The following is a 25240-nucleotide window of genomic DNA, read 5'->3' as shown; positions in this document are numbered from 1 at the left end:
GCTGGTGCTCTGCGCCGGTGTGTGGCTGCGACGTGTGCGGCCTTGAATTCAGGCGAGTTTTTTCCCCTGTCAGCTTCCAGCGATTGAGTTGAGCCGCCGCATGGGCCGCTGCTTGCCGGCGTGAATGCCGGGCATCGCCGGACGCCAAAAAACAAACAGCCATTCCCAGCCAATGAGAAATAGTGCTTTGCGCGTATCGGCCAGAGCCGGATACTGAACCCATGTTGCCCGATGCTCCCGCTGTTTCCCCTCTTTCGACGCCTTCCGCCGTCGATCGCGCGCTGGTGGTGCTGGCCACGCTGGCGCAGCAGGGGCGGCCCCTGACGGCGGTGGAACTGCTGGCCAAAACAGGGCTGAGCCAGAGCACGCTGTACCGGCAACTGCTCTCGCTCAAGCGCTGGGGCTTTGTCCTGGAAACCGAGGGCCGTTATGCACCCGGCCCCTTGAGCCTGCAGCTGGCACTGGGCTACGACCTGGCCTCCCACCTGGCGCAGCGGGCCCGCCAGGACATGCAGTTGCTGGCGCAGCAATCCCAGGAAAGCGTCGGCCTGATCGTCGCGGTCAACGGCCAGGCCATTTGCATCGACATGGTCGAGAGCCGCCAGTCCCTGCGCTGTTCTTTTGAAAAAGGCCGCAGCGTGCCGCTGGAAAAAGGCGCCTCGGCGAAATGCCTGATGGCGCACATGCCGGCCGCGGCATTGAAAGCGGCGCTGGGGGCCGAACGGCAGCAGCCCGAATTGCTGGCCGAATTGGCGGAGATCCGCAAGGCGGGATTTGCCGTCAGCGACAGCGAGGTCGATGCCGGCGTCTGGGGCGTCAGCGCGCCGCTGTTCGCCATGGGCCAGCAGGCCGTCGGCGCCCTGACCTTGATGGCGCCCAGCGTGCGCATCCAGGGCAAACACCCGCCGCTGATCCAGATGGCGGTGGTCGCCGCCGCCCGCATTTCCCGAAGTTTGAGTCGCTGAGCGCTTTTGACCGTTTGATGTCCGAATTTATTTAACCCCCTGGAGAAAACACCATGACCTTCCGCTGCCAATTCATTGCTTCCTGCATCGCCGTCCTCGGCCTTGTTTCCCTCGGCGCGCATGCGCAGGACGTGCTTCGTGTCGGCACCGACGCCACCTTCCCGCCCATGGAATACGTTGAAAACGGTAAACGCACCGGCTTTGACATCGAACTTGTGGAAGCCGTCGCCAAGACCCTGAACAAGCGCGTCGAATGGATAGACATCGACTTCAAGGGCCTGGTCCCCGGGCTGGTGTCCAAGCGCTTTGACATGGCGGTGTCGGCCATCTACATCACCGACGACCGCAAGAAGGTCGTGGATTTCACCGAGCCTTACTACGCGGGCGGCCTGGTGGCCATGGTGAAAGAAGGCAACACCACCATCAAGACGCTGGCCGACCTGAACGGCAAGAAGGTGACCGTGCAGGTGGGCACCAAGTCGGTGAGCTACCTGGCCACCAACTACCCGCAGGTGCAGCTGGTGGAAGTCGAGAAGAACCAGGAAATGTTCAACCTGGTCGAGATCGGCCGCGCCGACGCCGCCGTGACCGGCAAGCCGGCCGCCTTCCAGTACGTGCGCACCCGCGGCGGCCAGCGCGTGCTCGAGCAGCAGCTCACCACCGAGGAATACGGCATGGCGCTGCGCAAGGACACGCCCGAGCTGACCAAGGCGGTCAACGGCGCCCTGGCCAAACTCAAGGCCGACGGCACCTACGCCCAGATCGTGAAAAAGTGGTTCAGCAACACCACCGCGCCGGCCGCCGCCAAATAAGCAGACCGAAGGCCTGACCGATGGAACTCGATTTCTCGCCCGCTTTCGCCGGGTGGCGCAACCTGCTGTCGGGTGCGCTGGTGACCGTGGAAATCACGGCGGTGGCCCTGGTGCTTGGCTGCATCATGGGCTTGCTGGTGGGGATCGGGCGCCTCAATCCGGCCCGGCGCGTGGTCTATGCGCTGTGCACCAGCTACGTGGCGGCCATACGCGGAACGCCGCTGCTGGTGCAGCTGTTCATCCTGTTTTTCGGCCTGCCGCAGTTCGGCATCATGCTGCCGGCGTTTTTGTGCGGCGTGATAGGCCTGGGCATCTATTCCGGCGCCTATGTGTCGGAAATCGTGCGCGGCGCCATCCAGTCCATCGACAAGGGCCAGATGGAGGCCGCGCGCTCCATCGGCATGTCTTACGGCACCGCCATGCGCAACATCATCCTGCCGCAGGCGCTGGTGCGCATGATCCCGCCGCTGGGCAACGAGTTCATCGCGCTGATCAAGAACTCTGCGCTGGTGTCGCTGCTGACCATCCATGAACTGATGCACGAGGGGCAAAAAATCATCAGCGTTTCCTACCGCTCACTGGAGGTCTATCTTGTGATTGCCGTCATGTATTTTGTGCTGACCGGGCTGACGACGCTGGCGCTGCGCCGCATCGAGCAGCGGTTGCGCGCCGGAGGCATGGTGCAATGAACACGCCAGAACCCAAAGGCAAGCAGCCCATCGTTACCCTCCGCGGCTTGCGCAAGTCCTTCGGCGAGCACGTCGTGCTGCACGGCATTGATTTTGACGTCCAGCCCTCGCAGGTGGTGGTCGTCATAGGCCCCAGCGGCTCCGGCAAGAGCACCTTCCTGCGCTGCTGCAACGGGCTGGAGACGCCCGACAGCGGCCGCGTCGAGATCTGCGGGCGCGTGCTGGCCGATGCCGGCCGCATGCTGGACGACCAGGCGCTGAACCACTTGCGTGAAGACGTCGGCATGGTGTTCCAGTCCTTCAACCTGTTCCCGCACCTGTCGGTCATCGACAACATCACCGTCGGCCCGCGCAAGGTGCGCGGCCTGTCCAGGCAGCAGACCGAGGCCGACGCCATGGCGCTGCTCGACAAGGTGGGCCTGCGGCAAAAAGCCCATGCCATGCCGGCCAGCCTCTCGGGCGGCCAGAAACAGCGCGTGGCGATTGCCCGCGCGCTGGCCATGCAGCCCCAGCTGATGCTGTTTGACGAGCCCACTTCCGCGCTGGACCCGGAGCTGGTCGGCGAGGTGCTGCAGGTCATGAAGCTGCTGGCAAGCGAGGGCATGACCATGATGGTGGTGACCCACGAGATGGACTTCGCGCGCGAGGTCGCCGACATCGTGGTGGTGATGGACGGCGGCGTGCTGATCGAAGCCGGGCCGCCCGATATCATCTTCACCAATCCCACGCAGGCGCGCACGCGCGATTTCCTGCATGCGGTGTTGTCACGGACCTGACCGTGCTGTTATCTTCCGGTCTTTCGCACCCCACTTTTTCCAGAGGCCAGACCCCATGAGCGACTTCAGCGATGCAAACGGCGTGAGTGACGTTTTCAGCCTGCAGCAAGGCACGATGCCGCTGCTGGTCAGCATGCCGCACATAGGCACCGAGATACCGGCTGAACTGCAGGGCGGTTACACAGAGGATGCGTTGCGGGTCGAAGACACCGACTGGCACCTGCACCGGCTCTACAACTGTCTGCCCGGGGTCGGTGCCAGTGTTTTGCGGCCGCGTTATTCGCGTTATGTCATCGACCTCAACCGCCCGCCCGACGACGCCCCCATGTACCCCGGCGCGTCGAATACCGAGTTGTGCCCCACGCGCTTTTTCAGCGGCGAACCGCTGTACAAAGCCGGCCACGAGCCTGGCCCCGAAGAGCGCATTCGGCGGCGCGAAGCCTACTGGCAGCCCTACCACGCGGCGCTGGCCGCCGAGCTGGCGCGGCTGAAGGCGCTGCACGGCTTTGCCCTGCTGTGGGACGCGCACAGCATTCGCTCGCACATCCCCTGGCTGTTCGAAGGCAAGCTGCCCGACCTCAACATCGGCACGGCCAGCGGCGCCAGCGCGCACGCTTCCATCACCGATGCGGTGGTGCGGGCCTGCGAGGCCGCGCCCCACATCAGCACCGCCGTCAACGGCCGTTTCAAGGGCGGCTACATCACACGCCACTACGGCCAGCCGGCCGGCAATGTGCATGCCGTGCAGCTCGAAATGTGCCAAAGCCTTTACATGCAGGAAGTGCCGCCCTATGCCTACGAAGAAGCGCTGGCGTGGCAGGTACAGCCTTTGCTGAAGATGATGGTCTCCGGCGCGCTGGATGCCGCCGTCCACCTCTACGCATGAATGCTGAATGCCTGAAACACCATGAGCCCTGATCCCAAAACTTTTTTCGCTCCCCAGGCCTGGGTGCAGGGCGCGTGGGCCAAAGACGTCCTGCTGACGGTGGCCGCCAACGGCGCCTGGCAAAGCGTGCAACCCGGCGCCACCGCGCAAGAAGCGGCGGGTGCCACGCGTTTGCCCGGCCCGGTGCTGCCCGGCCTGGTCAACGCGCACAGCCATGCCTTCCAGCGCGCGATGGCCGGCCTGACCGAACGCCGCAGCGCCGGCGCCCATGCATCCGACGATTTCTGGAGCTGGCGCGACCGCATGTACAGCGCGGCCAACCGCATCACGCCGGACCAGCTGGAGGCAATAGCGACCCAGCTATATGCCGAGCTGCTGGCCGGCGGCTATACCCAGGTCTGCGATTTCCACTATTTGCACAACGACGTGAGCGGTGCGGCCTATGCCGACCCAGCGGAGATGTCGCTGGCCCTGGTGCGCGCCGCGCAGCGCACCGGCATAGGCCTGACGTTGCTGCCCACGCTGTACATGCGCTCCGGCTTCAAGGCCACCGGCCTGCGTGAAGACCAGCGCCGGTTTTCCTCCACGCCCGAAAGCGTGATGCGCACGGTCGACCAGATCCAGCGGCAGACGCAGGGCGATGCGCGCATCAACGTCGGCGTGGCGGTGCACTCGCTGCGCGCCGCCAGCCCGGCCGCCCTGCATGAACTCACCGCGGCGGCGAAAGAGGCCGGCCTGCCGGTGCACATCCACATCGCCGAGCAGACGCAGGAAGTCGACGACTGCCTGGAGCACACCGGCCAGCGCCCGATTGAATGGCTGCTGAACAACGCCGGCGTCGACGCCCGCTGGAACCTGGTGCACGCCACCCATGCCACGCCGGCCGAGCTGCAGGGCGTGCAGGGCAGCGGCGCGGCCATCGTGATCTGCCCGGCCACCGAGGCCAACCTGGGTGACGGCGTGTTTGATTTGCCGGCCTACGCGGCGGCGGGCGGGCGCTGGTCCATCGGCTCCGACAGCCACGTCACGCGCAGCTGGCCCGAAGAGCTGCGCCTGCTTGAATATTCACAGCGCTTCACGCTGCGCCAGCGCAACATCGCCGCGCGCGTGCTCGGCCACGAAAGCAGCGCCGCCGGCCTGTTCGAGGCCGCACTGGCAGGCGGCTTCCCGGCCACGGGCCAGATGCAGGCAGGCCTCGCGCCCGGCCATCGCGCCGATTTTGTGACGCTGGACATGGCATCCCCCGCGCTGCTGGGCGTGCCGGCCGGCCATGCGCTCGATGCGCTGGTGTTTTCCAGCCCCGGCGCGGCCTTGGGCGAGGTGTATGTGGCCGGTGAGCGCGTCGCCGCCCACGGCCAGGCCACGGGAAGCGCGCGTGGCGGGGTGCTCCAGCCGCGCCTCATGCAGGGCTTTGTGCGTGCCATGCAGGAGCTTTGGTCCGCGGGACGCTAGCTTAACGCCCGGACGCTCCATCGGCCTGCGAGGTGGCCTCTTTCCCCTTCGGCCAGGGTGCCCGTCCGGGGCGGCCCCGCTTGACCGACAATCAAGCTCCGGCAGGGCCACAATGAACGATTCAGCCTGGCCCCTGGACTATGCCTGCCAGGCAGCCGTTGGCCTGGCCACAAAAAATCGAAAGAGGGGGAGTTGAATGACCATGCATGCCACGTCGGCCGTCGACGCATTTGTTGAGGAAACCGGCTTCGGTAACTGGTTCCTGCGCACCATGACCTGGAAGGTCCACGTGCTGAACCGTGCCCTGAACGACCTGCAAACCCTGCTGCCGCCGGGCGCGCGCTACGACCGCGTGCTGGACGTGGGCTGCGGCTTCGGCCATTCGTTCGCCGAGCTGTCCAAGCGCTTTTCCCCGCAGCTGATCGTCGGCATGGACATGGACCCCGGCCTGCAGCAGCGCGCCGGCGCCGAGGCCAGGGCCTGCCCCAGCCCGGTGGAGCTGCACGCCGGCAACGCCTCGCGCATGCAGTGGCCGGACAAGCATTTCGACATGATTTTTTGCCACCAGACCTTCCACCACATCGTGGCCCAGGAAGAGGCCATGGCCGAGTTCTTCCGGGTGCTCAAGCCCGGGGGCGTGCTGCTGTTCGCCGAGTCGACGCGCAAGTACATCCATTCGCTGCCGATACGCGTGCTGTTCCGCCACCCGATGGACGTGCAGCGCACCGCGCCCGAGTACGTGGCCATGGTCAGGCAGGCAGGTTTTGATTTGCCGGACTCGCGTGTCTCCCTGCCTTATTTGTGGTGGAGCCGGCCCGACCTGGGCTTTCTGGAGTGGATAGGCAAGCCGCTGCCGGTGGAGCGTGAGGAAACCCTGGTCAATGCCGTGGCGGTGAAGCCTTGAGCGGCGCTGCCGCCGCAGGCGTGGATCGGCTTGGCCTGCGCGCCGTGGTCAACGGTTTTATCCTGGACCACATCCGCGTCATCGAAATGGTCGGTGTGCTGATGCGCATCTTCAGCTTCGGCCTGGTCAGCTGGCTGGGGCCCGCCAGCCCTTTCCTGTTTGTCTGGGCCTTCAACACCGTCGACGCCGTGATGCTGTCGTGGTGCTCACTGCTCAAGCGGGATGCGGCTTATTCGCTGCTGAACCTGTTCTGGATTCTGGTCGGGGTGGTGGGCATGCTCAGGGCGATGAATCTGATTGGGCACTAGGGAGTTGTAGAAGCCTCTTTGTGTTTCAGGCGCTAGGGTTGTTTTGAGTTCCGGGGCCGGGGTCGCCCGGCATGCGACTCACTTTTTTTGCTTCGCCAAAAAAAGTAAGCAAAAAAAGGCGACCCGCAGTCTGCGTCCCTCCGCTTCGCTGCGGGCAACCTGCGGTGCTCGGTCCAGACGGGGTCAAAAACAACTCGCCTGCGGCTCAAACAAGTTTTTGCCCTGATCCGTCTGGCCCTCCGCTCCTCGGCGCATCCACAAGGGGTAGGAGCGGGGAGTGGAATCCAAACTGCCGAATACCAACAACCGTTCGGGTGACTCAGGGGATTGGGTGTGGTTTATGCCGCTATACCGGCATGTTCCCAACTGCCCCACTGGGCTTGCCCCAAGGCGCCGGCTTCTTCCCATCGCAGCGTGGCGGGTGTCGCCGGATAGACCGCTATGGTGAACGCTTCACCCCTTCCAACCATCGCCGCGTCGTCACCATCTTTGCGGGGTATGAACCGGGCTGATCGCATCGAAGGCCGTAATGCAGGTGCCGGAACTGCAGAACTCACCTGCTTGAGCCAAGCCTCCTTGAGTGTCCACTGCGCGTAAAACCAGGCTTGCTGTTCTTGTGGATCGACGGGCCCACCCTGCAGGGCGTCGGGTTCGTGCATCCATTCGTTGAGTGCCTGGAAATCGCGGGGGCGGTCGCTGCATTCAACGTCGACGCCAACCGCTTGCGGTGACACCGCGCAGGCCAGCCAGTCGCCGCTGTGGCTCAGGGAAAAATACCAATGACCAGGCACCGGTGCCGCCAGCACCTGCGGCGCGCCATCGTCGGGTGCCGACAGGGTGTAGTCTTGCCAGCGGCCGCCGGCGCGGGCTGCCAGGCACCGGCGGGCCAGCCAGCGCCCGGCGATGAACTGGGTGCGGCGGCGCGGGGCGGTCATGGCTGCCAGGCGTTCCTGTTCCGCTTCACTGAGCCAGTCCAGGCCCAGGCCAGACAAGCCCGCATGGACGGCCGCCACGCTGTCCAGCTTGAGGCTGACGATGGGGCCGGGTGTGCTGGCGCTCATCGTTTGCCCCCGGTCGCCGCTCAGATCTTGAGCAGTTCGCCGCGAATGGATTCCTTGAGCTCGGCCACCCAGTTGTTGTAGAAAGGGTGGATGACGGGCTCGCCGTTGCGCTGGCCGTAGTTCATGTCGATGCTGTCCTGGTACGCCAGGGAGTACTTCACCGGCGTGTAGGTGATCAGCACGATGACGGTGTGCTTGCCGCGAACTTTCAGCGTTGCCTGCAGGTTGCCGTCGGCCTGCTGGGCGACCGTCCAGTTCTTGGCGGCGGCGCCGGCCAGGATGGCTTCCTTGACGCGTGCGGCGCTGGGGGCGTTGCCGCTGGTGGTGACCACGGGAACGTCGGGGTGGTTCACGATGGGCATGGGCCAGCGCGCGCTGGCGGGGCCGGCGGCAAAAACCAGCGCAAAAATCAGGCCGGCGAAAAATTTCGATTTCATGGTGTGTTCCCTCTCTCTTCAGTTGACGACTGTGCCGGCTTATCCGGCCGGCTGCTTTTCATTCGGGCGTGGGGGCGATTCCCCCGGGCCTTCGTGATGGTGGACGGGCGGACCGCATGGCGTGTCCGGCCGGTGAATTCTCAATGTTTGCGGGCGGCACGCTCAGTCCGCCCAGCGCCGGAAGATCAGCGAAGTGTTGATCCCGCCGAAGGCGAAGTTGTTGCTCATGACGATGTCGGTCTGCAGGCTGCGCCCGCCTTCGCGCACGTAGTCGAGGTCGCCGCAGCGCGGGTCGACATTGCGCAGGTTGATGGTGGGCGCGAACCAGCCGTCGCGCATCATCTCCACGCTCATCCAGGCTTCCAGCGCGCCGCAGGCGCCCAGGGTATGGCCCATGTAACTTTTCAGCGAGCTGATGGGGGTGCGGCCGCCGAAGACCTCGTAGGTGCCCTGCGTTTCGGCGAGGTCGCCGTGCTCGGTGGCGGTGCCGTGGGCGTTGATGTAGCCGATGGCCTCGGGCGGCAGCCCGGCGCCTGCCAGGGCCAGGCGCATGGCTTTGGCCATGGTGCGCGGGTTGGGCTGGGTCACGTGCGTGCCGTCGCTGTTGGTGCCGAAACCGATGATTTCGGCCAGGATTTTTGCGCCGCGCGCGCGGGCGTGTTCCAGCTCTTCCAGCACCAGGGTGCAGGCGCCTTCGCCCAGCACCAGGCCGTCGCGGTCGGCGTCGAAGGGGCGGGGGCTCAAGTGCGGCGTGTCGTTGCTGGTGCTGGTGGCGAACAGGGTGTCGAACACGGCGGCGTCGGTGGCATCGAGCTCTTCGGCGCCGCCCGCCAGCATGGCGACCTGCCGGCCGCTCTGGATGGCCTCGAAGGCGTAGCCCACGCCCTGGCTGCCGGCGGTGCAGGCGCTGGAGGTCGGGATGATGCGCCCGGTGACGCCCAGGAACACGCCCATGTTGACCGCGGCCGAGTGCGACATCATGCGGATGTAGGTGTTGGCGTTGATGCCTTCGGTGGTCTTGCGCGCGATCATGTTGCCGAAGTCGCCCATGGCGGCGGGCGAGCCTATCGACGAGCCGTAGGAGATGCCCATGTCGCCGCCGGTGACGAGCGGGTCGCCGGCCAGCCCGGCGTCGGCCAGGGCTTTTTCACTGGCCATGGTGGCCATGATGGCGACCCGGCCCATGCTGCGCGTGACCTTGCGGTTGTAGTGCGCGGGCATCTCAAAGGGCGCGGCGCGGGTGCCCAGCCGCGTGTTCAGGCCCTCGTACTCGTCCCATTCGCGGATGTACTGGACCACGTTGCGCTCTTCCCGCAGGCGGGCGCTCACGGTGGGCCAGTCGTGGCCCAGCGGGCTGATCGCCCCCACGCCGGTGATGACGACGCGCTTCATCCGACCATCCCCCCGTTGACGGAGATGACCTGGCGGGTGATGTAGGCGGCGTCGGGCGACAGCAGGAAGGACACGGCGGCCGCCACCTCTTCGGGGCGGCCCATGCGGCGGGCGGGGATCATGTGGAGGGCTTCTTCCAGCACTTGGGGTTCAATCATGTCGGTGTCGATCAGGCCGGGGGCCACGCAGTTCACGGTAATTTCGCGCTTGGCCAGTTCCACCGCCAGCGCCTTGGTGGCGCCTATGATGCCGGCCTTGGCCGCACTGTAGTTGGTTTGGCCGCGGTTGCCCATCAGGCCTGACACGGAGGAGAGCGTCACGATGCGCCCGGGGGCGCGCCTGCGCACCATGGGCATGACGACCGGGTTGAGCACGTTGTAGAAGGCGTCGAGATTGGTGTGGATGACGGCGTCCCAGTCTTCGCCGCTCATGGCGGGAAAGGCGTTGTCGCGCGCGATGCCGGCGTTGCAGACGACGCCGTAATAGGCCCCGTGCGCCTCGATGTCGGCCAGCAGCATGCTGCCGGCCAGCGCGCGGTCCGTCACGTCGAAGCACAGCACACGCGCTTCGCGGCCCATCTCCAGGATGGCGCCGGCCACCTCTTCGGCCTGCTCGCGCTCCCGGCGGCAATGCACGACCACGTCATAGCCGTCTTTGGCCAGGCGCAGGGCGATGGCCCGGCCTATGCCCCTGCTTGATCCCGTGACCAGCACGCAGCGATTCATGACGTCTCCCCTTTTTTCTCAGTTTTATGAAGATTCAGAAATGCCTCTCCCTCGGGAGGCTCGAACACCGACAGGTTGGCCGAGGCCGCAAGCTCGCCATCCACCAGGATGCGGCAGGCGAACATGCCCAGGCCGTTGTCCGCCATCAGCTCGCAACTCGCCTCGATGCGCAGGCACTCCCCCGGCTTGAAGGACTGGCGTTGCACATCATAGCGACGCGTGCCCACCAGGAAGCCCAGCGTGACGCGGCGCCCCTCGCGCTGCGCCCGGTGGCCGGCCCAGGCGGCGATGGCCTGCGCCATGTATTCGATGCCTGTCCAGGCGTCGAGCTGCCCATTGCGCAGGAACAGGCTGCCCTCGCCGATATCGGCCTCGGCCACCACGCGTTCGGCGTCGACGCTGACGATGCGGTCCAGCCAGCTCATGGCGCCGCGGTGCGGAACCAGGTCCGCCACCTGAAGACGAAGCGATGCGTCCGGCTGGCCCATCAGGCACTCCCCAGCAGGACGGCCGCATTGCTGCCGCCGAAAGCGAATGAATTGCTCAGCACATAGCGCGGCGCGCGGCCCAGGCTTTCACCGGGCGCGACCAGGCGCAGCGGCGCCAGGGCCGGGTCCCGCTCGCCGTCCCACCAGTGCGGCGGCAGCAGGCCTTGCGGGTTGCCTGCCAGCGTCAGCCAGCCGAAGGCCGCCTCGACGGCGCCCGCGGCGGCCAGGGTGTGGCCGGTCAGCGGTTTGGTGGAACTGACCGGCACCTCGGCGCCCAGCACTTCGGCGACGGCCAGGCTTTCCATGGCGTCGTTGTGGGGCGTCGCCGTGCCGTGAAGGTTGAGGTAATCCACCGCGCCGGCCGCCACGCCGGCGCGCTGCAGCGCCGCCCGCATGGCGCGCATGGCGCCGCGGCCGGTGGGGTCGGGCGCCGACATGTGGTGCGCGTCCGAGCTTTCGCCCCAGCCCGCCAGGCGCACCGGCGCCTCTTCTCGCGTCATCAAAAACAGTGCCGCGCCTTCGCCCAGGTTGATGCCGCGCCGGTTCACCGACATCGGGTTGCAGCGCGCGGCCGAGACCGACTCCAGCGCCGAGAAGCCCGCCACCGTGAAGGCGCCCAGCGCGTCGCAGCCGCCGGCCACCACGGCGTCGGCCATGCCCGCGTTCAGCAGGCGCGCCCCGCTGGCCAGCGCCTTGGCGCCCGAGGAGCAGGCGGTGGAGATGACGTGCGCGATGCCCGTGAGGCCCAGTTCGGCGGCCAGGAAGCCGGCCAGGTTGCCGAGCTCCTGCTGGGCGTAGCTGAAGCCCGCGGGCCAGGCGCCGGTGCGCTCATGCAGTTCGCGCGCGGCCTCGCCCTCGGACAGGCCCGAGGTGCTGGTGCCGACCACGACGGCGACACGGGATGGGCCGAAGCGGTTGATCGCGGCTTCCACGGCCGGGCGTATCTCCTCAAGGGCCAGCAATGCGATGGCATTGTTGCGCACGCGGTACTGCGGCGCGGCATGGGCCAGGCAGGGCAGGGCCGCGTGGACTTCGCCCAGCGGCAGGCTGCGCCCAGGCGAATACCGCCCGGTCTGCGTCAGGCCGCCCGGGCCGGCCGCGTTCCATAGCGCTTCGCGCACCTGGGGCAGGCCGTGGCCCAGCGCGCAGACCAGGCCGGGGGGATGCAGATAGATCGTGCTCATGGTGCGGCGAAATCAGGCGATGCGCCCCGGGTGCGGACTTGCACGGTATAGCCTTCGGCATGCTGGGTCAGCTCGACGTGATCGGGCGCCAGCTTGCGCACCGAGGTCACCACGCGGCCTTCATGAAGGAGTTCACGCGTTTGCGGCGACTCAACCAGCTGCCAGCCCGGCGCCAGGCCCGCGCGCACGGCCCCGGCCGGCCACCAGACCAACTGCAGGTCGCTCAGCACGCGTTCGGCGCTGACCACCTTGGGCCAGCCCGGCGCCAGGCTTTGCGCGAGCTGCCGGCCGTCCCATTCCAGGCGCGCAATGGTCTGGCCCAGCTGCATGAAAGCCATGCGGACGGATTGCGCGTCGGCTTCAAACGCGACGTCCAGCGAGCGCGTCTGGCCCGCGGCGTTGACTTCCAGCTGCTGCACCACCGCCAGTTCGCGGCCCAGCGATGACGGCGCCAGGCGCAGCAGCGGCGTGGCGCTTGCGGGCGACGTGGATGGCATGGCTGCGCAGGCCGACAGCATCGCCGCGGCCAGCATCGCTGCAAGGTGTTTCAGGCCGAACACAATTCCTCCAGCACGGCCAGCCGCCGTTTGGACTCCGCGACGTAGGGGTTGCCGGTGTCCCAGGCATAACCGGCCAGGATGGACGAAATCATGCGGCGGATTTCCGGATTGGCGTTCTCGTGGAAGATGACTTTCTGGAAGCCGCCGGCATACCAGGATTCGACGAACACGCGGAAGGTGTCGACACCGGCTTTCAAGGGCTGCGCGTAGTCGCTTTCCCAGTCCACGGCCTCGCCGGCCGCCTGGCGCTGCAGGCAGGTGGCCGCCAGGCTGGCCGACTTGAAGGCGATGGTCACGCCGCTGGAAAACACCGGGTCCAGGAATTCCCCCGCGTTGCCGAGCAGCGCATAGCCCTTGCCCCACAGCGACTTGACGTTGGCCGAATAGCCGGTGATGCTGCGCGCCGGCGTGTCCCACACGGCATTGCCCAGCAGGGCGCGCAGGCCGGGCGCCTCGCTCACGATGGCCTGCAGGCGCTCCGTATCGCTGCCGGTGTACTGCGCAAGGAATTCGGTGCGCGCCACCACGCCCTGGGAGCAGCGGCCGTCGGAAAACGGGATGGTCCAGTACCAGACGTCGCAATGCTCCGGGTGCACGGTGACCAGGATTTTTTGCCGGTCAAAGCCCGCGCCGGCCGGCACGTTGTCCTGCACGTGGGTGAAGATGGCGCCGCGCGTGGGAAAGCCCGAAGGGTATTCCAGGCCCAGCAGCCGGGGCAACACGCGGCCGAAACCGCTGGCGTCCAGCAGGAAGTTGGCGGTCACGCCATACGTGCGGCCGTCGGCGCCCCTCACCTGCACGCTGGGCCGCTCACCCGCCACGTCCACCGCCAGCACTTCGTGGCGAAAGCGGACTTCGGCGCCCATGCGCACCGCCTCTTTGACCAGCACGTCGTCAAAGCGCGCGCGCTGCACCTGGTAGGTCGTGCCCCAGCCCTGGGAGTATTTGTCGCGGAAGTCGAATTCGGTGTGCCGGTCGCCGCAGGTGAAGGCTGCGCCGTTTTTGTACTGGAAACCCGCCTCGACGACGGCCCGCAGCATGCCGGCCGCCTCGATGTATTCCATGCTTTGCGGCAGCAGGCTTTCGCCGATGGAAAAGCGCGGGAACTGCTCGCGCTCCAGGATCAACACCTGCCGGCCCTGCTTTCGCAGCAAACCCGCGGCCACGGCGCCTGCGGGGCCGGCCCCGATGATCAGGATGTCCGTGTGTTCCTGTTGGTCTTGTGTCATGCCTGCCTTGGGTTGGGTTGATGTAAACGAAAAAGGGGAGCAAGCAGGCACACCAGCGCCAGCCCGATCAGCAGGGTCAGCCCGAAGGCATGCAGGGCCGGCGTGGCCGACAGGGCCAGCAGGCCGAAGGACAGGCCGGTGCTGAGCGCGCCCAGCAGCACCGCCAGCCAGGCGTGGCCCTGGTCCTCGCCCTGGTGCTCGAGCAGGAAAATCCCGTAGTCGACGCCCATGCCCAGCAGAAGCATCAGCGCCAGCAAATTGAAAAGCTGGAAGGGCTCGCCCAGCCAGCCCAGCGCGGCCAGGCAACCCAGCGAAGCCAGCGCGGTCGGCAGCCAGGCGCGCCAGGCCGAGCGCCCGAAACGCAGCGCCATGGCGGACCATACCACCAGGTGCCCCAGCACCAGCAGCCAGCCCATGGTGACGCGAAAGCGCCCCAGCAGGCCCGACATGTCGCCTGCGCGGTCCACCCAGTGCACGCCTTCGACCTGCGCGCCGAGCGCACGCAGCGCCTCCGCCTGCGGGTGATTGGCCAGGCCGCGTATCAGCACGGCGCTGGCATAACCGCCGTCGACCTGGCCCAGCCACTGCGCGCGCGCCGCGGCAGAAGCGGGGCTGGCCAGCCAGGCCTGCAGGTCCAGCGGCGCCGGGTCGAAGGCCGGGCGTTGCAGGTCCTCGCCCAGCGCCTGGCTGACTTTGGCCAGCACCTGCTGTTCGGCCCGCGCGGTGAGCAGGCGGTTTTCCGCCTGGCGCGCGGCCGACGGCACCCAGTCGGAGACGGCGCTGAGCGCGGGCGCATCGGCTTTGGCATCCTGCAGCCGCAGCCTGTCCTTGAGCGCCTCTTCGCGTTGCAGCACGACTTCGGGCGTAGGGCCCTGCACCACAAAAAACTGCGCCGGGCTGGGGATTCGCAGCAGGCGGCTGACCTCGATCTGGTCCTTGATCAATTCGGGGGGCGAGGACTGCAACTGGCGCAGGTCGTCGTTGGCATGCAAGCGCGAAACACCCCAGGCGCACAGCAGCGTGAAGAGCGCCAGCAGCACCCACAGCCTGCGCCCCCGCAGCACGGGCCAGCGCGCCAGGCTGGCCGCCACTGCGCCGGCCATGCGGCTGCCGCGCAGCGCGCCGCTATCCAGCGCGGGAAACCAGCACACGGCGGTGAGGAAGGCGGCGACCAGGCCCACGGCCGAAAAAACCGCCATCTGCCGCAAGCCCGGAAAGGGCACCACAGCCAGCACCAGGTAGCCGAGCACGCTGGTCAGCAAGGCCAGCGCCAGCCCGGGCAGCAGGTGTTTCATCAGCGGCCAGCGCGGTGTATTGGGTGAGGCCAGCCGCGAGGTGAAGTAGTGGATGCCGAAGTCCTCGGCCACGCCGACCAGGCTGGCGCCGAACACCAGCGTCAGCAAATGGACCTGGCCGAACACCCACACCGTGACCGACAGCGCCGCGGCGCAGCCGACCCCCAGCGACACCGCGATCAGGGCCACCGGGCGCAGCGCGCGGAAGGCCCACCACACCAGCGCGATGACGGCGGCCAGCGACCCCCAGCCTATGGTGTTCATTTCGCGGTTGCCCTGGGCCGCGCCGGCTTCGGCATGCAGGGGCACGCCCGCGCGCAGCACCGTGACGGGGCCCGCCGCTGCGGCCGCGGCGTCGAGCGCATCGCCCCAGCGGCGGTCACCGTCGAAGCGAAAGGCCGAGCCTTCGGTTTCGTAGAGCAGCACCGCCCAGTCGCGTTGGCCGTCCGGGTCGGCCACCCACAGCAGGCCGTCGCGGGGCCTGGCCGCCGTCAGCCCGCCGCGCTGCGACCACCAGGCGCTCCACAGGCCCAGCGGGTCGGCCAGCCAGGCCGTGGGCTGGCCGGTGTTCAGGCCGTGCAGCCGCTCCAGCGCCTGCGCGGCCAGTGTTGCCGTGTCCGCGTTGCGCAGGTCCGCGCGCTGGGTGTCGGTGAGCAGTGCGTCGCGCCAGGGCCGGTAAAAATCCAGCGCCTGCGCGGCCACGCCGCCGTCGCCGGCGCGGCGCAGGCCCGCATGCGCGGCGGCCAGCGACGCGTCAAACCGGCCGGCCGCATCCTGGGCGCCGCGCCAGTCGGCCGCGCCCAGCATGATGACCACACGGCGCTCGCCCTGCTCGCCGAGCTGGCGCATGGCGCGTTGCGCGACCGGGGCTTTTTCGTCTTGCGGCAGCAGCGCGAAGACGTCGGTGTCCAGCCGCGGCGCTTGCCAGAATTGCCACTGGTGCCAGCCTATGGCGGCCACGACCAGCAGCCAGGCCAGTGCCAACCATTGCGGTGTGCCCAGGCGCGCGGAAAATCTCATGGCCCGAAACGCGCGGCTTCGGCCGCGCTCAGGCTGGAGGCCGCATGGTTGAAAAAGCGGATGCGGCTGGCGTCGCCCGAGGCCTCGTGCAGGTTCACGCTGTCGACGTGGCGGCTGCCTTCAAGCTCGATGCGCGTGATGAAGCCGGCCAGTGCCGCGTCGCGCGGCTTGAGCGCCAGGCGCCAGCCCTGCGCGCCTTGCAGCGCGCCTTCGGCCGCGAAGCGTTCGGCCAGCGCCTTGACGTCGCCGGCCAGCAGCGCCATCAGCATGTCATTGACGGCGCGCAGGCCCGGTTCCTGGCGCGTGTCGATCTGCCGGCTGGCGCCGCTTTCGCCGAGTGTCAGCAGGCGCTCGCGCGTGACGACCACGGTGGACGCAAAGGGCTGGGCGGTGACCCACAAGACGCCTTTATCGCGCGCCATCACAAATGTGCCCTTGGACACCAGCGGGCGTTTGAAGCCCTTGATGGTTTTGGTTTGTTCAAACTCGCCGCGCAGCACGGCGGGGTTTTCCAGGCGGCGGCCTATTTCGGGCAGCAGGTCGGGCGCGGACTGTGCGTGCGTGGCGCTGCCCATGACGGCCAAACCGGTGGCCAGGCCGGCCGGCAGCAGCGTGAGCAGTTCGCGGCGCTTCATGCGCCCGGTCCCTTCACACCCAGGCGCTCCCACAGCACAGGCGGGCAGACCCAGCACATTTCACCGGTGCGGATGTCGAGCGCGACCTGCACGGTGCTGGCTTTGTTCAGCCTGGCATTGGTTTTGGCACACAGGATCAGGTACTCGATCTTGAGCCGGTTCTCCCACTCGACGATGCGCGCGCGTATGCGCACGCGCTGGCCGTAATGCACCGAGCCGACGTACTTCACGCGCAGGTCGACAATCGGCCAGGCATAGCCGGACTCGTGCATCTGCGGGTAGTCGTAATTGAACTTGGCCATCAGCGCGTTGCGCGCCAGTTCCAGGTACTTGACGTAGTTGCCGTGCCACACGATGTTCATCGGGTCCAGGTCGTGGAAGGCCGGGCTCAGTTCGATCTCATGGCTGAGGTCGGGGCCAGGGCCGGCGGTGGTGTGTTCAGCCACGGTCATAAAGCCTCCATTGCCCCGCGCGCATGCCGGCCAGCAGGCGCTGCAGGTCGGCGTCCAGCGCGCGGTCTTCTTCGACCAGCGCGATCTCGCCGGACAGGCGCTCCAGGAAGCCGGCCAGCGGCGCGGGCAGCGGAAGTTTGCTCAGGGGCAGGCGCAGGGCCAGCGCCTGCCGCGCGGCGATCAGCAGGGCGGCGACGACCTGTTCCGTCAGTTCCAGCACGCGCAGCGCGTCGCGCGCGGCGATGGTTCCCATGCTGACCTTGTCCTGGTTGTGGCATTCGGTCGAGCGCGAGAACACAGAGGCCGGCATGGTCTGCTTGAGCGCCTCGGCGGTCCAGGCCGAGACGCTGATCTGCAGCGCCTTCAGGCCATGGTTGATGGCCGCGCGCGGCCCGGTGGCCGCCGACAGGTTGGCCGGCAGGCCGTGGTTGAAACGGGTGTCCACCAGCAGCGCGAGTTGCCGGTCCAGCAGGTCGGCCACGTTGGCGACCACGTTCTTGAGCGTGCCCATGGCCAGCGCGATGTGGCCGCCGTAGAAATGCCCGCCGTGCAGCACGCGCTCCTCGTCGGGCTCTATCAGCGGGTTGTCGTTGGCGCTGTTGAGTTCGTTTTCAACCAGCTGGCGCAGCCAGGGCATCGCGTCTTCGAGCACGCCGATGACGTGCGGCGCGCAGCGCAGCGAATAGCGGTCCTGCAGCCGGCTCTCATTGCGCGCGGGCCGGTCGGACAGCAGGTCTTCGCGCAGGCGGCGCGCCACCAGTTGCGGCCCCGCGTGCGGCTTGAGCGAAAAAAGCGTTTCGTCGAAATGGTGGGCGTTGCCGTCGCTGGCCCAGACGTTGCACGCGGTCAGTCGCGTGGCCAGGCGCGCCACGCCGTCGGCGCGCTCCCAGGCCAGGCAGGCGAGACCGGTCATGACCGAAGTGCCGTTCATCAGCGCCAGCGCTTCCTTGGGCCGCAGGCGCAAGGGGGCCAGGCCGATGCGGGCCAGCGCCTCGGCGGCAGGCTGGCGCCGGCCTTCGAACAGCACCTCGCGCTCGCCGCACAGCACCGCGGCCACATAAGACAGCGGTGTCAGGTCGCCGCTGGCGCCCACCGAGCCTTCGGCCGGTATCAGCGGCAGCAAGTCGCGCACCAGCAGTTGCTCCAGCTGCACCAGCAGTTCCCAGCTCACGCCCGACACGCCCTGGCACAGCGAGGCCAGGCGCGCGGCCAGCACGGCGCGCGTTTCTTCGGGCGTCAGCCAGCGGCCCGCGCCTATGCCGTGGAAGGTGTAGAGGTGGTGCGGCAGCTCGGCGACCAGTTCGGGCGGAATGCTGACGGTGCAGGAATCGCCGTAGCCGGTGGTCACGCCGTAGACCACGCCGTCCTCGCGCAGCAGCCGGTCCAGGAAGGCCGCGCCGCGTTCGATGCGGGCGCGAAAGGCCGGGGCGTGGCCGAGCGCCGCCCGGCGCGCGCGCGTCGACAGCGCGACGACGTCTTCCACGTCCAGGCGCCGGCCGTCAAAAGTCACGGGTTCTGCAAGTTCAGCGGTCATGGTCGCGATCAGGTTGTGCGGTGCGCGGGGGAACGGCCTGCGCCCAGAAGGGGAAAAAATTGAACCAGGCCAGCGGCGCGCGCGCCAGCAGCACTTCCAGCCAGCCGGCGAATTGCTGCGCGTGCGCGGCCAGCGCTTCACGGCGGGCATGGCGCGGCAACCGCACCTCTTCGGCCAGGCACTGCACGCGCAGCGTGTAGCCGCCGCCGTCGCCACCTTGCATGCCGCCTTCGCGCACGCAGGCCATGGCATACAGCGGGCACTTGAGCAGCGCGGCCAGCACATAGGGACCCACCGGCCATTGCGCTTCGTGGCCCAGGAAGCGGGCCGGCACGGCCATACTCTGGCGCACCGGCACGCGGTCGCCGGCGATGGCGACGAACTCGCCTTGCGCCACCTTGTCGGCCAGCAGCATGGCGGTGGCCGGGTTGACTTCGGTGACCTGGATGAAACGCACTTCGTTGTCGGGGTGCAACTGCTGCAGGATGCGGTTGAAGCGCTCCGCGTGCCGTGTGTGCACCAGCACGTTGAGCCGTATTCCGCGATGCCTTTCCGCGCTGATGCGGCACAGCTCCATGCAGCCGATGTGGCCGGTGACGATCACCGCGCCCCGGCCCTGGGCGCAGAGGGCCACCAGGCCTTCTTCGCCTTCGCTGCGAAGGCTGCCTTGCGGCATGCCGCCGCTCACGGCCAGCAGCTTGTCGAGGATGGCGTCGGCGAATGAAAGGAAATGCCGCAGCGTGTCGCGCCACGCCGGTGCATGGCCCAGGCTGCCGGTGGACGCTTCGAGTTTTTGCAGGTAGTCCAGCGAGGCGCGCCGCGCATCGCCGCGCGTCGCCCAGTAATAAGCCACCACCGGGTACAGGCACAGGCGAAAAGGCAGGCGGCCCAGCACGCGGTACACCCAGAAGAGCAGCCGCACGCCGGCGACAAAGGTGTGTTCGCCCAGGCTGGCCCAGTGCGGCGCGGCCGGCGGCGTGATGGACGGCTGCATCACGATGCGACCTTGCGCCACAGCAGCAAGGGCAGGCGAAGCAGCATGCCCGCCAGCATGCGCGCATGCATGCCGGAGATCAGGACGTTGTCGCGCACCAGCTGGAAATGTGAAATGCCGTCGGCCGGGTAACGCACCCGCGTCGGCAGGTTGACGATGCGCAGGCCGCGCCAGTGCAGGCGCACCAGCAGCTCGGAATCGAAATCCATGCGCCGGCCCAGGCGTGCCTGGTTGAACAGCTTGACGACGGGCTCCAGCGGATAGACGCGAAAGCCGCACATGGAGTCGGTGATGTCCAGCGACAGTGTGTTGATCCACACCCAGACGTGGGTGGCGTAGCGCCCGTAGAGCCTGGCCTTGGGGACCGAATCGTCGTAAACGGGCACACCGCAGACCACGGCATCGGGCTGCACGGCCGAGGCCGCGAGAAATTTCGGGATGTCCGCCGCCTCATGTTGGCCGTCGGCGTCGATCTGCAGCGCATGCGTGTAGCCCAGCGAGAGCGCGTGCCGCAGGCCGGCCATCATCGCGCCGCCCTTGCCCTGGTTGTGGGTGAGCCTCAGCAGCACCATGCCGGCGCCTTGCGCGGCGGCCAGTTCGTCCAGTACTTTGGCACAGGCCGCGTCGCTGCCGTCGTCAACCACCACCACCTCGAGGCCGTGGGCGTGCACCGCGTCCACCATCGAGCCTATGGTTTTTGGGTGGTTGTAACAGGGGATCACCGCAACCGGCTTATGCATGGGCGGCTCCCGGCTCATACGACCAGATGGCGCGGCCGCTGGCGTGTTCGTTCGGGGCCGATGCGCTGGAAGCATCCCTTCCCTCATGCGAATACAGGCGAAAGCTCAGGCTGCACAGCGTGGCGTCGGCCAGGCTTGGCTTGAATTGCAGCGCCAGGTGCAAGGCCGTGCCGGGCTGCACGGGCCGCACGAATTTCAGGGCTTCCAGCCGCACGAAGCGCTGCGGCAGGGCAAAACATTCGCGCCCCAGCGACAGCGCCCAATCGAGTTGCGCGACGCCCGGCAGGATAGGCGCGGCCTCAAAATGGCCGTCAAACACCGTCAGGCCCGCATGGATGTCAAGCGTGGCCAATGCATCTGTCTCACCGCGTACCAGCCATTGCACGGCGGGCATTTCGGGGCGTGCCGCGGGCGCTTGAGGTGCGAAAAGCGCCGCCAGCAAGGCCTCCGGCGTTTTGCCTTGCGCATTCACCGGCAGGGCCTCCACAAAGCGCCAGCGCCGGGGAAGCGCGACGGCCTCCACACGGCTGGACAAGGCCTCACGCAGCAAATCAACCAGGCCGCGCCGGCCCAGGTTTTCCTGCTCGCGGCCTGCGGGCGTCAGCACGGCCACCACGCCCACGCGGGCGCCCACGGCCGTGTCAACCACCAGCGCTTTGGCTTCCCGCACCCAGGGCGTTGCCAGCAGCTGCTGCTCGACCGCACTGAGCGATACGCGTTTTTCTTCGATCTTGGCGATACGGTCGACGCGGCCCAGCAGGCGGAAGCTGCCGTCGCCGGCCGGCGCGGCGCGGTCGCTGGTGGTCCACCATGCAGCGTCGGGCAGCCGTGGGGATTGCACGCTCAGGCATTCACCGTCCAGCCGCCAGTGCACGTCGGAAAACGGTTGCCAGGGCTGATCCGCGGCCGCGCTCTGGCGCCAGGCGATGCCGCCGGTTTCCGAGCTGCCGAAGACCTCGATGGGCGTCCGGCCCAAAATCGTGGCGGCTGATTGGGACACCTCAAAAGGCAGCGGCCCGCCCGATGAAAAAATGGCGCGCAGCTGGTGCCTGGCCTGCTCCCAGTTCGGCGGCTCACCCAGGCGCTTCAGGTGCGCGGGGGTGGACACCATGATGGAAGGCTGGGCGCCCAGGCAGGCCGCGAGGTCTTCCGGGTAGAGCAGCCGGCGCGCGCCGAAAGGCCGGCCCGCCGCCAGCGGCCACAGCACCAGGAACAGCAGCCCGTAAATGTGCTGGTGCGAGACCGTGGCCCACACCGTGGGTGCGCCGACCTGCGCATCCCGGCCCGCCAGCAGCGGCCCGAATGCGGTTTGCAGCGCCTCCACTTCGGACACCAGCTGGTCCAGGCGTTTGTCGATCGCCTCGGGCTGGCCTTGCGATCCCGAGGTGTAGAGCCGCAGGCGTGCTTCGGAAAGATTCAGGGGCTGCCGCCCGGCCGCTTCCGGCACGGCGCCGGCCTGCAGCGCGCCGGGCAAATCACCGGCCAGCAGGTAGCCGGCCTCCAGCATGGCACGCACCGTGTCGGGCCGGTCATCGCCGGGCAGCACGGGGGTTTTGCCGGCATGCCAGGCCGCCAGCAAAGCCGCCGCGAACTCGAAGGGGTCGTTGAAGTAGAGGGCGAAGTGGGATTGCGGCCGCGCGGAAAAAACGCCTTGCCAGCAGGCCGTTCTTTCAAGCAGGTCGGCATGCGACACATGTTTGCCGTCGCCGGTCAAGGCCACCAGGCGCCGCGCGTCGGGCGGGCGGCAGGCGAGATCGCTCAGGGACCACCAGTCAGCCATGGTCACTCAACCCCGCGCGGTATTCGCCGCGGCGGCGATGCGGGCGCGCACCCGGCGGCGCACCAGCCACTCCCCGGCCATCAGCGCGCCCATGAGGCAGTACGAAACAAAGCCGTTGTACAGCGTCCAGAGCGCATCGCTGGCCCAGATCGCCGTGGCGAATGCCGTGAGGCCGTTGGCGGTAAAAAAGAGGCACCACACCTGCGTCACGCGCCGGGTATAGGCCACGGCTTCGGCCGGCAGGTCGGGTTCGCGCAAGCGCGCCAGCCGTTCGATGGCGCTGGGCGGATGCAGCAGGCTGGCACCGAACAGCGCCAGCAGCACGGCGCTGACGACCACCGGGTAGAACTTGAGCGGCATCCACGCATTGCCGGCCCAGCTGAAAGTGGCCAGCAGCAGCGCCCCGGCCGCGAAGCCCCAGGTGACGGCCGTGCGGCTCACCACCAGGCGCATCAGCGCCAGGACCAGCAGCAGCAGTGCCAGCCAGCGCGGCTCAAGCCGGCCCAGGCTGAGATAAACAATCAGCGGATAGGCCAGCGTGACAAGCGCCAGCAGCACGCTGACGACGCGCCATTTAGGCATCGGCCGCCTCGTGCCCCGCCGTCAGTTTGTACAGCGCGTCGACGACGTCGCTGACGGTACGCACCGACTTGAAAGCCTCGGGTTGCAGCCGTTGCCCCACCAGCGGCTTGAGCTGCACCATGAGGTCCACGGCGTCAATGCTGTCGATGTCCAGGTCGTCGCGCAGCCGGGCTTCGGGCACGATGCGTTCGGCCTCTATGCCGAAGGTTTCCACAAGAATGGTCACGATGCGCTGGAGTATTTCTTCTTTGGTCATGATGGCGTCCTTGCAAAATGGATTTAGCGCGTGCGCTGCGAGCCGACGAATGCGGCCAGCGCCTGCACGCTTGCGAAATAGCCCCGCGTTTCCTCGGAGTCGGCCGAAACGCTGACGCCGTAGCGCCGCTGCAGGGCCAGCCCCAGCTCGAGGGCGTCTATCGAGTCCAGGCCCAGGCCCTTGACGAACAGGGGCTGCGCGGCATCGATGTCGGCGGGCGCCAGGTCCTCCAGCGCGAGGGCGCTGATGATGAGGTCCTTGATCTCGCTCTCAAGCGCTTGCGTGTCGTGGGTCACTGCGCGTCTCCTTGGTGAAATAGTCGGCCAGGTGTTCCGTCAGCCGGCGCGCGGCCAGGGCCTCGCTGCCGCAGTTGCCGACCACGGAAGCGATGGGCATGTCGTCGCGCACTTCAATGCGGAAATGCGGGCGGCGCGCGGGAATGCGCCACCACGGCACGCCCTTGGCCAGCATCGACGGGTTGCACTGGATCAGCACCGGTGTCACGTCGACCTTGCCCCGCACCGCCACGTTGGAGGCGCCGCGCCGCAGCGTGGCTGGAAAGCCCTTGGCGGGTGTGCGCGTGCCTTCCGGAAAGATGATCAGGTTGTTGCCCGCGCGCAGCGAGGCCACACCGCCCTCGACCATCGCCGGCCCGGTGTCGTTGCAGATGAAGCCGGCGGCCAGGACCGCGCCGCGCGTGAACGGGTTGGCCGCCAGTCCGGCCTTGACGACGCAATCGGCTCGCGCAGTGAACGAAATCAGGAAGACCACGTCGATCAACGAAGGGTGGTTGGCCAGCACCAGCAGCCCCTGGCGGTTGAGCTTTTCGAGGCCGTGCGTCTCATAGGTGAAGATGCCCAGCCTGTGCATGAGGCCCACGAAGGCGCGAAAGGACTGGCGAATGACCCAGCGCGCCGTGATCGACAGCCGTCCGGGGTCGCGGATGAACAGCGACAGCACGGGAAACACCACGATCCACAGCAGCAGGCCGCCCAGCCCGAAGCAGCTAAAGCTCAGCGCGGTTGCGAAGAGGCGCCAGGCGTAATTCAGGCGCCTAAGCATGGGCGCTCCAGGCCCACTGGCTGCCCGCCCTGTCGTGGCGGATCAACGCTTCGGGCACGGTGGCTTGCGGTACGGCGATGGCCTGCAGCACGTGGTGCAGCACGGCCAGGCCGGCGGGCCAGGCCGCGGTACCGGGGTTGGCGGCGCCGCCGCTTTCATCCACGGACAGTTCCAGCTTCAGCAGCGGCGAAGCATCCCGGCCCGGATATCCCGAATGCCCCGGAACTGCCACGCGCCAGGCCCAGGCGTATTCGCAGGCGGCCTCGTCTTCAAACTCGGCGTAGTGGCCCGGCAAGGGGGCTTCGTAATACACCACCAGCACTTCGGGCGCGCCGTCCGCCAGCAGGGCGGCGGCTTCGGTCAGCGCCGCCGCGACGCTGGCGCGGCCGGCAGCCACCACCACGGTGTTGCCGGTATGGCCCTGCGCAATCGAATACAGGGCCGAAATGGCGTTGTGCACGGAGAGTCCGAATCCGGCCGGCGACAGGGGCTGGCCCTGCACCAGGTCGCCGAGCAGCGCCAGCGAGCGGGTGGCATCGCCGTAGCGCGATGCGAACACCATGGGCGCGTCGTCGGCGGCTTCGCACCAATAGGCCACCTGGCAGGCCAGGCGCCCCAGGCGGTCGACGCGGCGCCGCATCATGGCGGGCATTTCCGTCAGGGCGGGGACGGTTTCTACCGTCGCCCCGGGAAGCTGGGGGAACCCTTCGGCCCACCTGAGCCAGTCACGGTGATGGGTGAGGCCGTCGGCATACGCGGACCATTCAAGGAGGATGAATTCGAATCGCAAGACTGACTCGTTGGTTGATGACCTTAAATACCTGATCGGGCCGATCACAAACCATTTCACCGTGTAGCGGGCCCCCCCAAGGCCCCGCATCAGCGGAGCCATCTTGTGTTTTGGGCAATTTTACACGCACCGATGCTGTGCCTTGCCCCCTTTACAAGGGCGCAAGCTCCCCTGGTTGAGGGGGAAACGGGGTAAAACGGCGTGCTTGGGCGATACCATCACTTCATTTGGC

28 protein-coding genes are annotated in these 25240 nt (G+C 67.7%); 8 read left to right on the top strand and 20 right to left on the bottom strand.

Annotation, left to right across the window (positions count from 1 at the left end; all coding sequences use genetic code 11):
* Positions 1–221: 221 nt before the first annotated feature.
* The 8 genes from ACLV8F_RS08290 to ACLV8F_RS08255 all read left to right on the top strand — a co-directional run bounded on the left by ACLV8F_RS08290 (position 222) and on the right by ACLV8F_RS08255 (position 6792).
* Positions 222–965: an IclR family transcriptional regulator gene (locus ACLV8F_RS08290; RefSeq protein WP_411883758.1), complete on the top strand. Its 744-nt coding sequence runs from the start codon at positions 222–224 to the stop codon at positions 963–965.
* A gap of 53 nt (positions 966–1018) precedes the next feature.
* Positions 1019–1777 carry a transporter substrate-binding domain-containing protein gene (locus tag ACLV8F_RS08285; protein WP_411883757.1) on the top strand — a complete coding sequence of 253 codons (759 nt, stop codon included), beginning with the start codon at positions 1019–1021 and terminating at the stop codon, positions 1775–1777.
* Positions 1778–1797: 20 nt separating this feature from the next.
* Positions 1798–2466, top strand: a complete 669-nt coding sequence (locus ACLV8F_RS08280) for an amino acid ABC transporter permease (RefSeq protein ID WP_411883756.1) — start codon at positions 1798–1800, stop codon at positions 2464–2466.
* On the top strand, positions 2463–3242 hold the full coding sequence (locus ACLV8F_RS08275) for an amino acid ABC transporter ATP-binding protein (RefSeq protein WP_411883755.1): 780 nt from the start codon (positions 2463–2465) through the stop codon (positions 3240–3242). Before ACLV8F_RS08280 ends, ACLV8F_RS08275 begins: the two co-directional genes overlap by 4 nt.
* 55 nt (positions 3243–3297) lie before the next feature.
* Positions 3298–4128 (top strand): N-formylglutamate deformylase, encoded by an 831-nt coding sequence (gene hutG / locus ACLV8F_RS08270; protein ID WP_411883754.1) that lies wholly within the window; start codon positions 3298–3300, stop codon positions 4126–4128.
* 21 nt (positions 4129–4149) lie between these two features.
* Entirely contained in the window at positions 4150–5580 is a 1431-nt protein-coding gene (locus tag ACLV8F_RS08265; protein ID WP_411883753.1) for a formimidoylglutamate deiminase, read from the top strand.
* A gap of 196 nt (positions 5581–5776) precedes the next feature.
* Positions 5777–6484 carry a class I SAM-dependent methyltransferase gene (locus ACLV8F_RS08260; protein WP_411883752.1) on the top strand — a complete coding sequence of 236 codons (708 nt, stop codon included), beginning with the start codon at positions 5777–5779 and terminating at the stop codon, positions 6482–6484.
* Positions 6481–6792 (top strand): hypothetical protein, encoded by a 312-nt coding sequence (locus ACLV8F_RS08255; RefSeq protein ID WP_411883751.1) that lies wholly within the window; start codon positions 6481–6483, stop codon positions 6790–6792. Before ACLV8F_RS08260 ends, ACLV8F_RS08255 begins: the two co-directional genes overlap by 4 nt.
* Positions 6793–7130: 338 nt before the next feature.
* Here the strand turns inward: ACLV8F_RS08255 and ACLV8F_RS08250 are convergent, their stop codons facing one another.
* From ACLV8F_RS08250 to ACLV8F_RS08155, 20 genes are all read right to left on the bottom strand, one after another.
* Positions 7131–7853: a 4'-phosphopantetheinyl transferase family protein gene (locus tag ACLV8F_RS08250; protein ID WP_411883750.1), complete on the bottom strand. Its 723-nt coding sequence runs from the start codon at positions 7851–7853 to the stop codon at positions 7131–7133.
* 20 nt (positions 7854–7873) lie between these two features.
* The gene (locus ACLV8F_RS08245; RefSeq protein WP_411883749.1) at positions 7874–8290 is read right to left on the bottom strand and encodes a hypothetical protein; all 417 of its coding nucleotides are present in this window, start codon (positions 8288–8290) and stop codon (positions 7874–7876) included.
* 162 nt (positions 8291–8452) lie between these two features.
* On the bottom strand, positions 8453–9682 hold the full coding sequence (locus ACLV8F_RS08240) for a beta-ketoacyl-ACP synthase (RefSeq protein WP_411883748.1): 1230 nt from the start codon (positions 9680–9682) through the stop codon (positions 8453–8455).
* A complete protein-coding gene (gene fabG, locus ACLV8F_RS08235; protein WP_411883747.1) occupies positions 9679–10407 on the bottom strand; it encodes a 3-oxoacyl-ACP reductase FabG in 729 nt (242 codons plus the stop codon). Before fabG ends, ACLV8F_RS08240 begins: the two co-directional genes overlap by 4 nt.
* Positions 10404–10895, bottom strand: a complete 492-nt coding sequence (locus tag ACLV8F_RS08230) for a hypothetical protein (protein WP_411883746.1) — start codon at positions 10893–10895, stop codon at positions 10404–10406. Before ACLV8F_RS08230 ends, fabG begins: the two co-directional genes overlap by 4 nt.
* Positions 10895–12079, bottom strand: a complete 1185-nt coding sequence (locus ACLV8F_RS08225) for a beta-ketoacyl-ACP synthase (protein WP_411883745.1) — start codon at positions 12077–12079, stop codon at positions 10895–10897. The genes ACLV8F_RS08230 and ACLV8F_RS08225 overlap by 1 nt, the downstream gene beginning before the upstream one ends.
* Complete coding sequence (locus ACLV8F_RS08220) at positions 12076–12639, bottom strand: DUF3261 domain-containing protein (protein WP_411883744.1); 564 nt, start codon at positions 12637–12639, stop codon at positions 12076–12078. The genes ACLV8F_RS08225 and ACLV8F_RS08220 overlap by 4 nt, the downstream gene beginning before the upstream one ends.
* The gene (locus ACLV8F_RS08215) at positions 12627–13868 is read right to left on the bottom strand and encodes an NAD(P)/FAD-dependent oxidoreductase (protein ID WP_411883743.1); all 1242 of its coding nucleotides are present in this window, start codon (positions 13866–13868) and stop codon (positions 12627–12629) included. Before ACLV8F_RS08215 ends, ACLV8F_RS08220 begins: the two co-directional genes overlap by 13 nt.
* A complete protein-coding gene (locus tag ACLV8F_RS08210) occupies positions 13865–16183 on the bottom strand; it encodes an MMPL family transporter (protein WP_411883742.1) in 2319 nt (772 codons plus the stop codon). The genes ACLV8F_RS08215 and ACLV8F_RS08210 overlap by 4 nt, the downstream gene beginning before the upstream one ends.
* Entirely contained in the window at positions 16180–16818 is a 639-nt protein-coding gene (locus ACLV8F_RS08205; RefSeq protein WP_411883741.1) for an outer membrane lipoprotein carrier protein LolA, read from the bottom strand. Before ACLV8F_RS08205 ends, ACLV8F_RS08210 begins: the two co-directional genes overlap by 4 nt.
* Positions 16815–17270 (bottom strand): acyl-CoA thioesterase, encoded by a 456-nt coding sequence (locus ACLV8F_RS08200; RefSeq protein ID WP_411883740.1) that lies wholly within the window; start codon positions 17268–17270, stop codon positions 16815–16817. Before ACLV8F_RS08200 ends, ACLV8F_RS08205 begins: the two co-directional genes overlap by 4 nt.
* Positions 17257–18804 carry an HAL/PAL/TAL family ammonia-lyase gene (hutH, locus tag ACLV8F_RS08195; protein ID WP_411883739.1) on the bottom strand — a complete coding sequence of 516 codons (1548 nt, stop codon included), beginning with the start codon at positions 18802–18804 and terminating at the stop codon, positions 17257–17259. The genes ACLV8F_RS08200 and hutH overlap by 14 nt, the downstream gene beginning before the upstream one ends.
* Positions 18794–19798 carry an acyltransferase gene (locus ACLV8F_RS08190; RefSeq protein ID WP_411883778.1) on the bottom strand — a complete coding sequence of 335 codons (1005 nt, stop codon included), beginning with the start codon at positions 19796–19798 and terminating at the stop codon, positions 18794–18796. The genes hutH and ACLV8F_RS08190 overlap by 11 nt, the downstream gene beginning before the upstream one ends.
* Positions 19798–20538, bottom strand: coding sequence for a glycosyltransferase family 2 protein (locus ACLV8F_RS08185; RefSeq protein ID WP_411883738.1), 741 nt, complete (start codon positions 20536–20538; stop codon positions 19798–19800). The genes ACLV8F_RS08190 and ACLV8F_RS08185 overlap by 1 nt, the downstream gene beginning before the upstream one ends.
* A complete protein-coding gene (locus ACLV8F_RS08180; protein ID WP_411883737.1) occupies positions 20531–22318 on the bottom strand; it encodes an AMP-binding protein in 1788 nt (595 codons plus the stop codon). Before ACLV8F_RS08180 ends, ACLV8F_RS08185 begins: the two co-directional genes overlap by 8 nt.
* A gap of 6 nt (positions 22319–22324) precedes the next feature.
* A complete protein-coding gene (locus ACLV8F_RS08175) occupies positions 22325–22900 on the bottom strand; it encodes a hypothetical protein (RefSeq protein ID WP_411883736.1) in 576 nt (191 codons plus the stop codon).
* Positions 22893–23156 carry an acyl carrier protein gene (locus tag ACLV8F_RS08170; RefSeq protein ID WP_411883735.1) on the bottom strand — a complete coding sequence of 88 codons (264 nt, stop codon included), beginning with the start codon at positions 23154–23156 and terminating at the stop codon, positions 22893–22895. Before ACLV8F_RS08170 ends, ACLV8F_RS08175 begins: the two co-directional genes overlap by 8 nt.
* 23 nt (positions 23157–23179) lie before the next feature.
* Positions 23180–23452, bottom strand: a complete 273-nt coding sequence (locus ACLV8F_RS08165; RefSeq protein WP_411883734.1) for a phosphopantetheine-binding protein — start codon at positions 23450–23452, stop codon at positions 23180–23182.
* Positions 23427–24218 (bottom strand): lysophospholipid acyltransferase family protein, encoded by a 792-nt coding sequence (locus ACLV8F_RS08160; protein WP_411883733.1) that lies wholly within the window; start codon positions 24216–24218, stop codon positions 23427–23429. Before ACLV8F_RS08160 ends, ACLV8F_RS08165 begins: the two co-directional genes overlap by 26 nt.
* Positions 24211–25008, bottom strand: coding sequence for a beta-ketoacyl synthase chain length factor (locus ACLV8F_RS08155; RefSeq protein ID WP_411883732.1), 798 nt, complete (start codon positions 25006–25008; stop codon positions 24211–24213). The genes ACLV8F_RS08160 and ACLV8F_RS08155 overlap by 8 nt, the downstream gene beginning before the upstream one ends.
* Between the last annotated feature and the right edge of the window lie 232 nt (positions 25009–25240).

Source organism: Polaromonas sp. YR568 (assembly GCF_943369675.1).
Taxonomy (GTDB): domain Bacteria; phylum Pseudomonadota; class Gammaproteobacteria; order Burkholderiales; family Burkholderiaceae_C; genus Polaromonas.
Note: the sequence above shows the minus strand (reverse complement) of the source record. Positions and strands in the feature narration are given on the sequence as shown.

What these genes read in the sequence shown, in the direction of transcription:
- ACLV8F_RS08180 (WP_411883737.1), bottom strand. Translation starts at nt 22,318, where the DNA reads ATGGCTGACTGGTGGTCCCTGAGCGATCTCGCCTGCCGCCCGCCCGAC.
- hutH (WP_411883739.1), bottom strand. Translation starts at nt 18,804, where the DNA reads ATGACCGCTGAACTTGCAGAACCCGTGACTTTTGACGGCCGGCGCCTG.
- ACLV8F_RS08215 (WP_411883743.1), bottom strand. Translation starts at nt 13,868, where the DNA reads ATGACACAAGACCAACAGGAACACACGGACATCCTGATCATCGGGGCC.
- ACLV8F_RS08170 (WP_411883735.1), bottom strand. Translation starts at nt 23,156, where the DNA reads ATGACCAAAGAAGAAATACTCCAGCGCATCGTGACCATTCTTGTGGAA.
- ACLV8F_RS08190 (WP_411883778.1), bottom strand. Translation starts at nt 19,798, where the DNA reads ATGCAGCCGTCCATCACGCCGCCGGCCGCGCCGCACTGGGCCAGCCTG.
- ACLV8F_RS08230 (WP_411883746.1), bottom strand. Translation starts at nt 10,895, where the DNA reads ATGGGCCAGCCGGACGCATCGCTTCGTCTTCAGGTGGCGGACCTGGTT.
- ACLV8F_RS08225 (WP_411883745.1), bottom strand. Translation starts at nt 12,079, where the DNA reads ATGAGCACGATCTATCTGCATCCCCCCGGCCTGGTCTGCGCGCTGGGC.
- ACLV8F_RS08175 (WP_411883736.1), bottom strand. Translation starts at nt 22,900, where the DNA reads ATGCCTAAATGGCGCGTCGTCAGCGTGCTGCTGGCGCTTGTCACGCTG.
- ACLV8F_RS08250 (WP_411883750.1), bottom strand. Translation starts at nt 7,853, where the DNA reads ATGAGCGCCAGCACACCCGGCCCCATCGTCAGCCTCAAGCTGGACAGC.
- ACLV8F_RS08265 (WP_411883753.1), top strand. Translation starts at nt 4,150, where the DNA reads ATGAGCCCTGATCCCAAAACTTTTTTCGCTCCCCAGGCCTGGGTGCAG.
- ACLV8F_RS08205 (WP_411883741.1), bottom strand. Translation starts at nt 16,818, where the DNA reads ATGAAGCGCCGCGAACTGCTCACGCTGCTGCCGGCCGGCCTGGCCACC.
- ACLV8F_RS08210 (WP_411883742.1), bottom strand. Translation starts at nt 16,183, where the DNA reads ATGAGATTTTCCGCGCGCCTGGGCACACCGCAATGGTTGGCACTGGCC.
- ACLV8F_RS08260 (WP_411883752.1), top strand. Translation starts at nt 5,777, where the DNA reads ATGACCATGCATGCCACGTCGGCCGTCGACGCATTTGTTGAGGAAACC.
- ACLV8F_RS08240 (WP_411883748.1), bottom strand. Translation starts at nt 9,682, where the DNA reads ATGAAGCGCGTCGTCATCACCGGCGTGGGGGCGATCAGCCCGCTGGGC.
- ACLV8F_RS08290 (WP_411883758.1), top strand. Translation starts at nt 222, where the DNA reads ATGTTGCCCGATGCTCCCGCTGTTTCCCCTCTTTCGACGCCTTCCGCC.
- ACLV8F_RS08200 (WP_411883740.1), bottom strand. Translation starts at nt 17,270, where the DNA reads ATGACCGTGGCTGAACACACCACCGCCGGCCCTGGCCCCGACCTCAGC.
- ACLV8F_RS08285 (WP_411883757.1), top strand. Translation starts at nt 1,019, where the DNA reads ATGACCTTCCGCTGCCAATTCATTGCTTCCTGCATCGCCGTCCTCGGC.
- ACLV8F_RS08275 (WP_411883755.1), top strand. Translation starts at nt 2,463, where the DNA reads ATGAACACGCCAGAACCCAAAGGCAAGCAGCCCATCGTTACCCTCCGC.
- fabG (WP_411883747.1), bottom strand. Translation starts at nt 10,407, where the DNA reads ATGAATCGCTGCGTGCTGGTCACGGGATCAAGCAGGGGCATAGGCCGG.
- ACLV8F_RS08280 (WP_411883756.1), top strand. Translation starts at nt 1,798, where the DNA reads ATGGAACTCGATTTCTCGCCCGCTTTCGCCGGGTGGCGCAACCTGCTG.
- hutG (WP_411883754.1), top strand. Translation starts at nt 3,298, where the DNA reads ATGAGCGACTTCAGCGATGCAAACGGCGTGAGTGACGTTTTCAGCCTG.
- ACLV8F_RS08185 (WP_411883738.1), bottom strand. Translation starts at nt 20,538, where the DNA reads ATGCATAAGCCGGTTGCGGTGATCCCCTGTTACAACCACCCAAAAACC.
- ACLV8F_RS08245 (WP_411883749.1), bottom strand. Translation starts at nt 8,290, where the DNA reads ATGAAATCGAAATTTTTCGCCGGCCTGATTTTTGCGCTGGTTTTTGCC.
- ACLV8F_RS08160 (WP_411883733.1), bottom strand. Translation starts at nt 24,218, where the DNA reads ATGCTTAGGCGCCTGAATTACGCCTGGCGCCTCTTCGCAACCGCGCTG.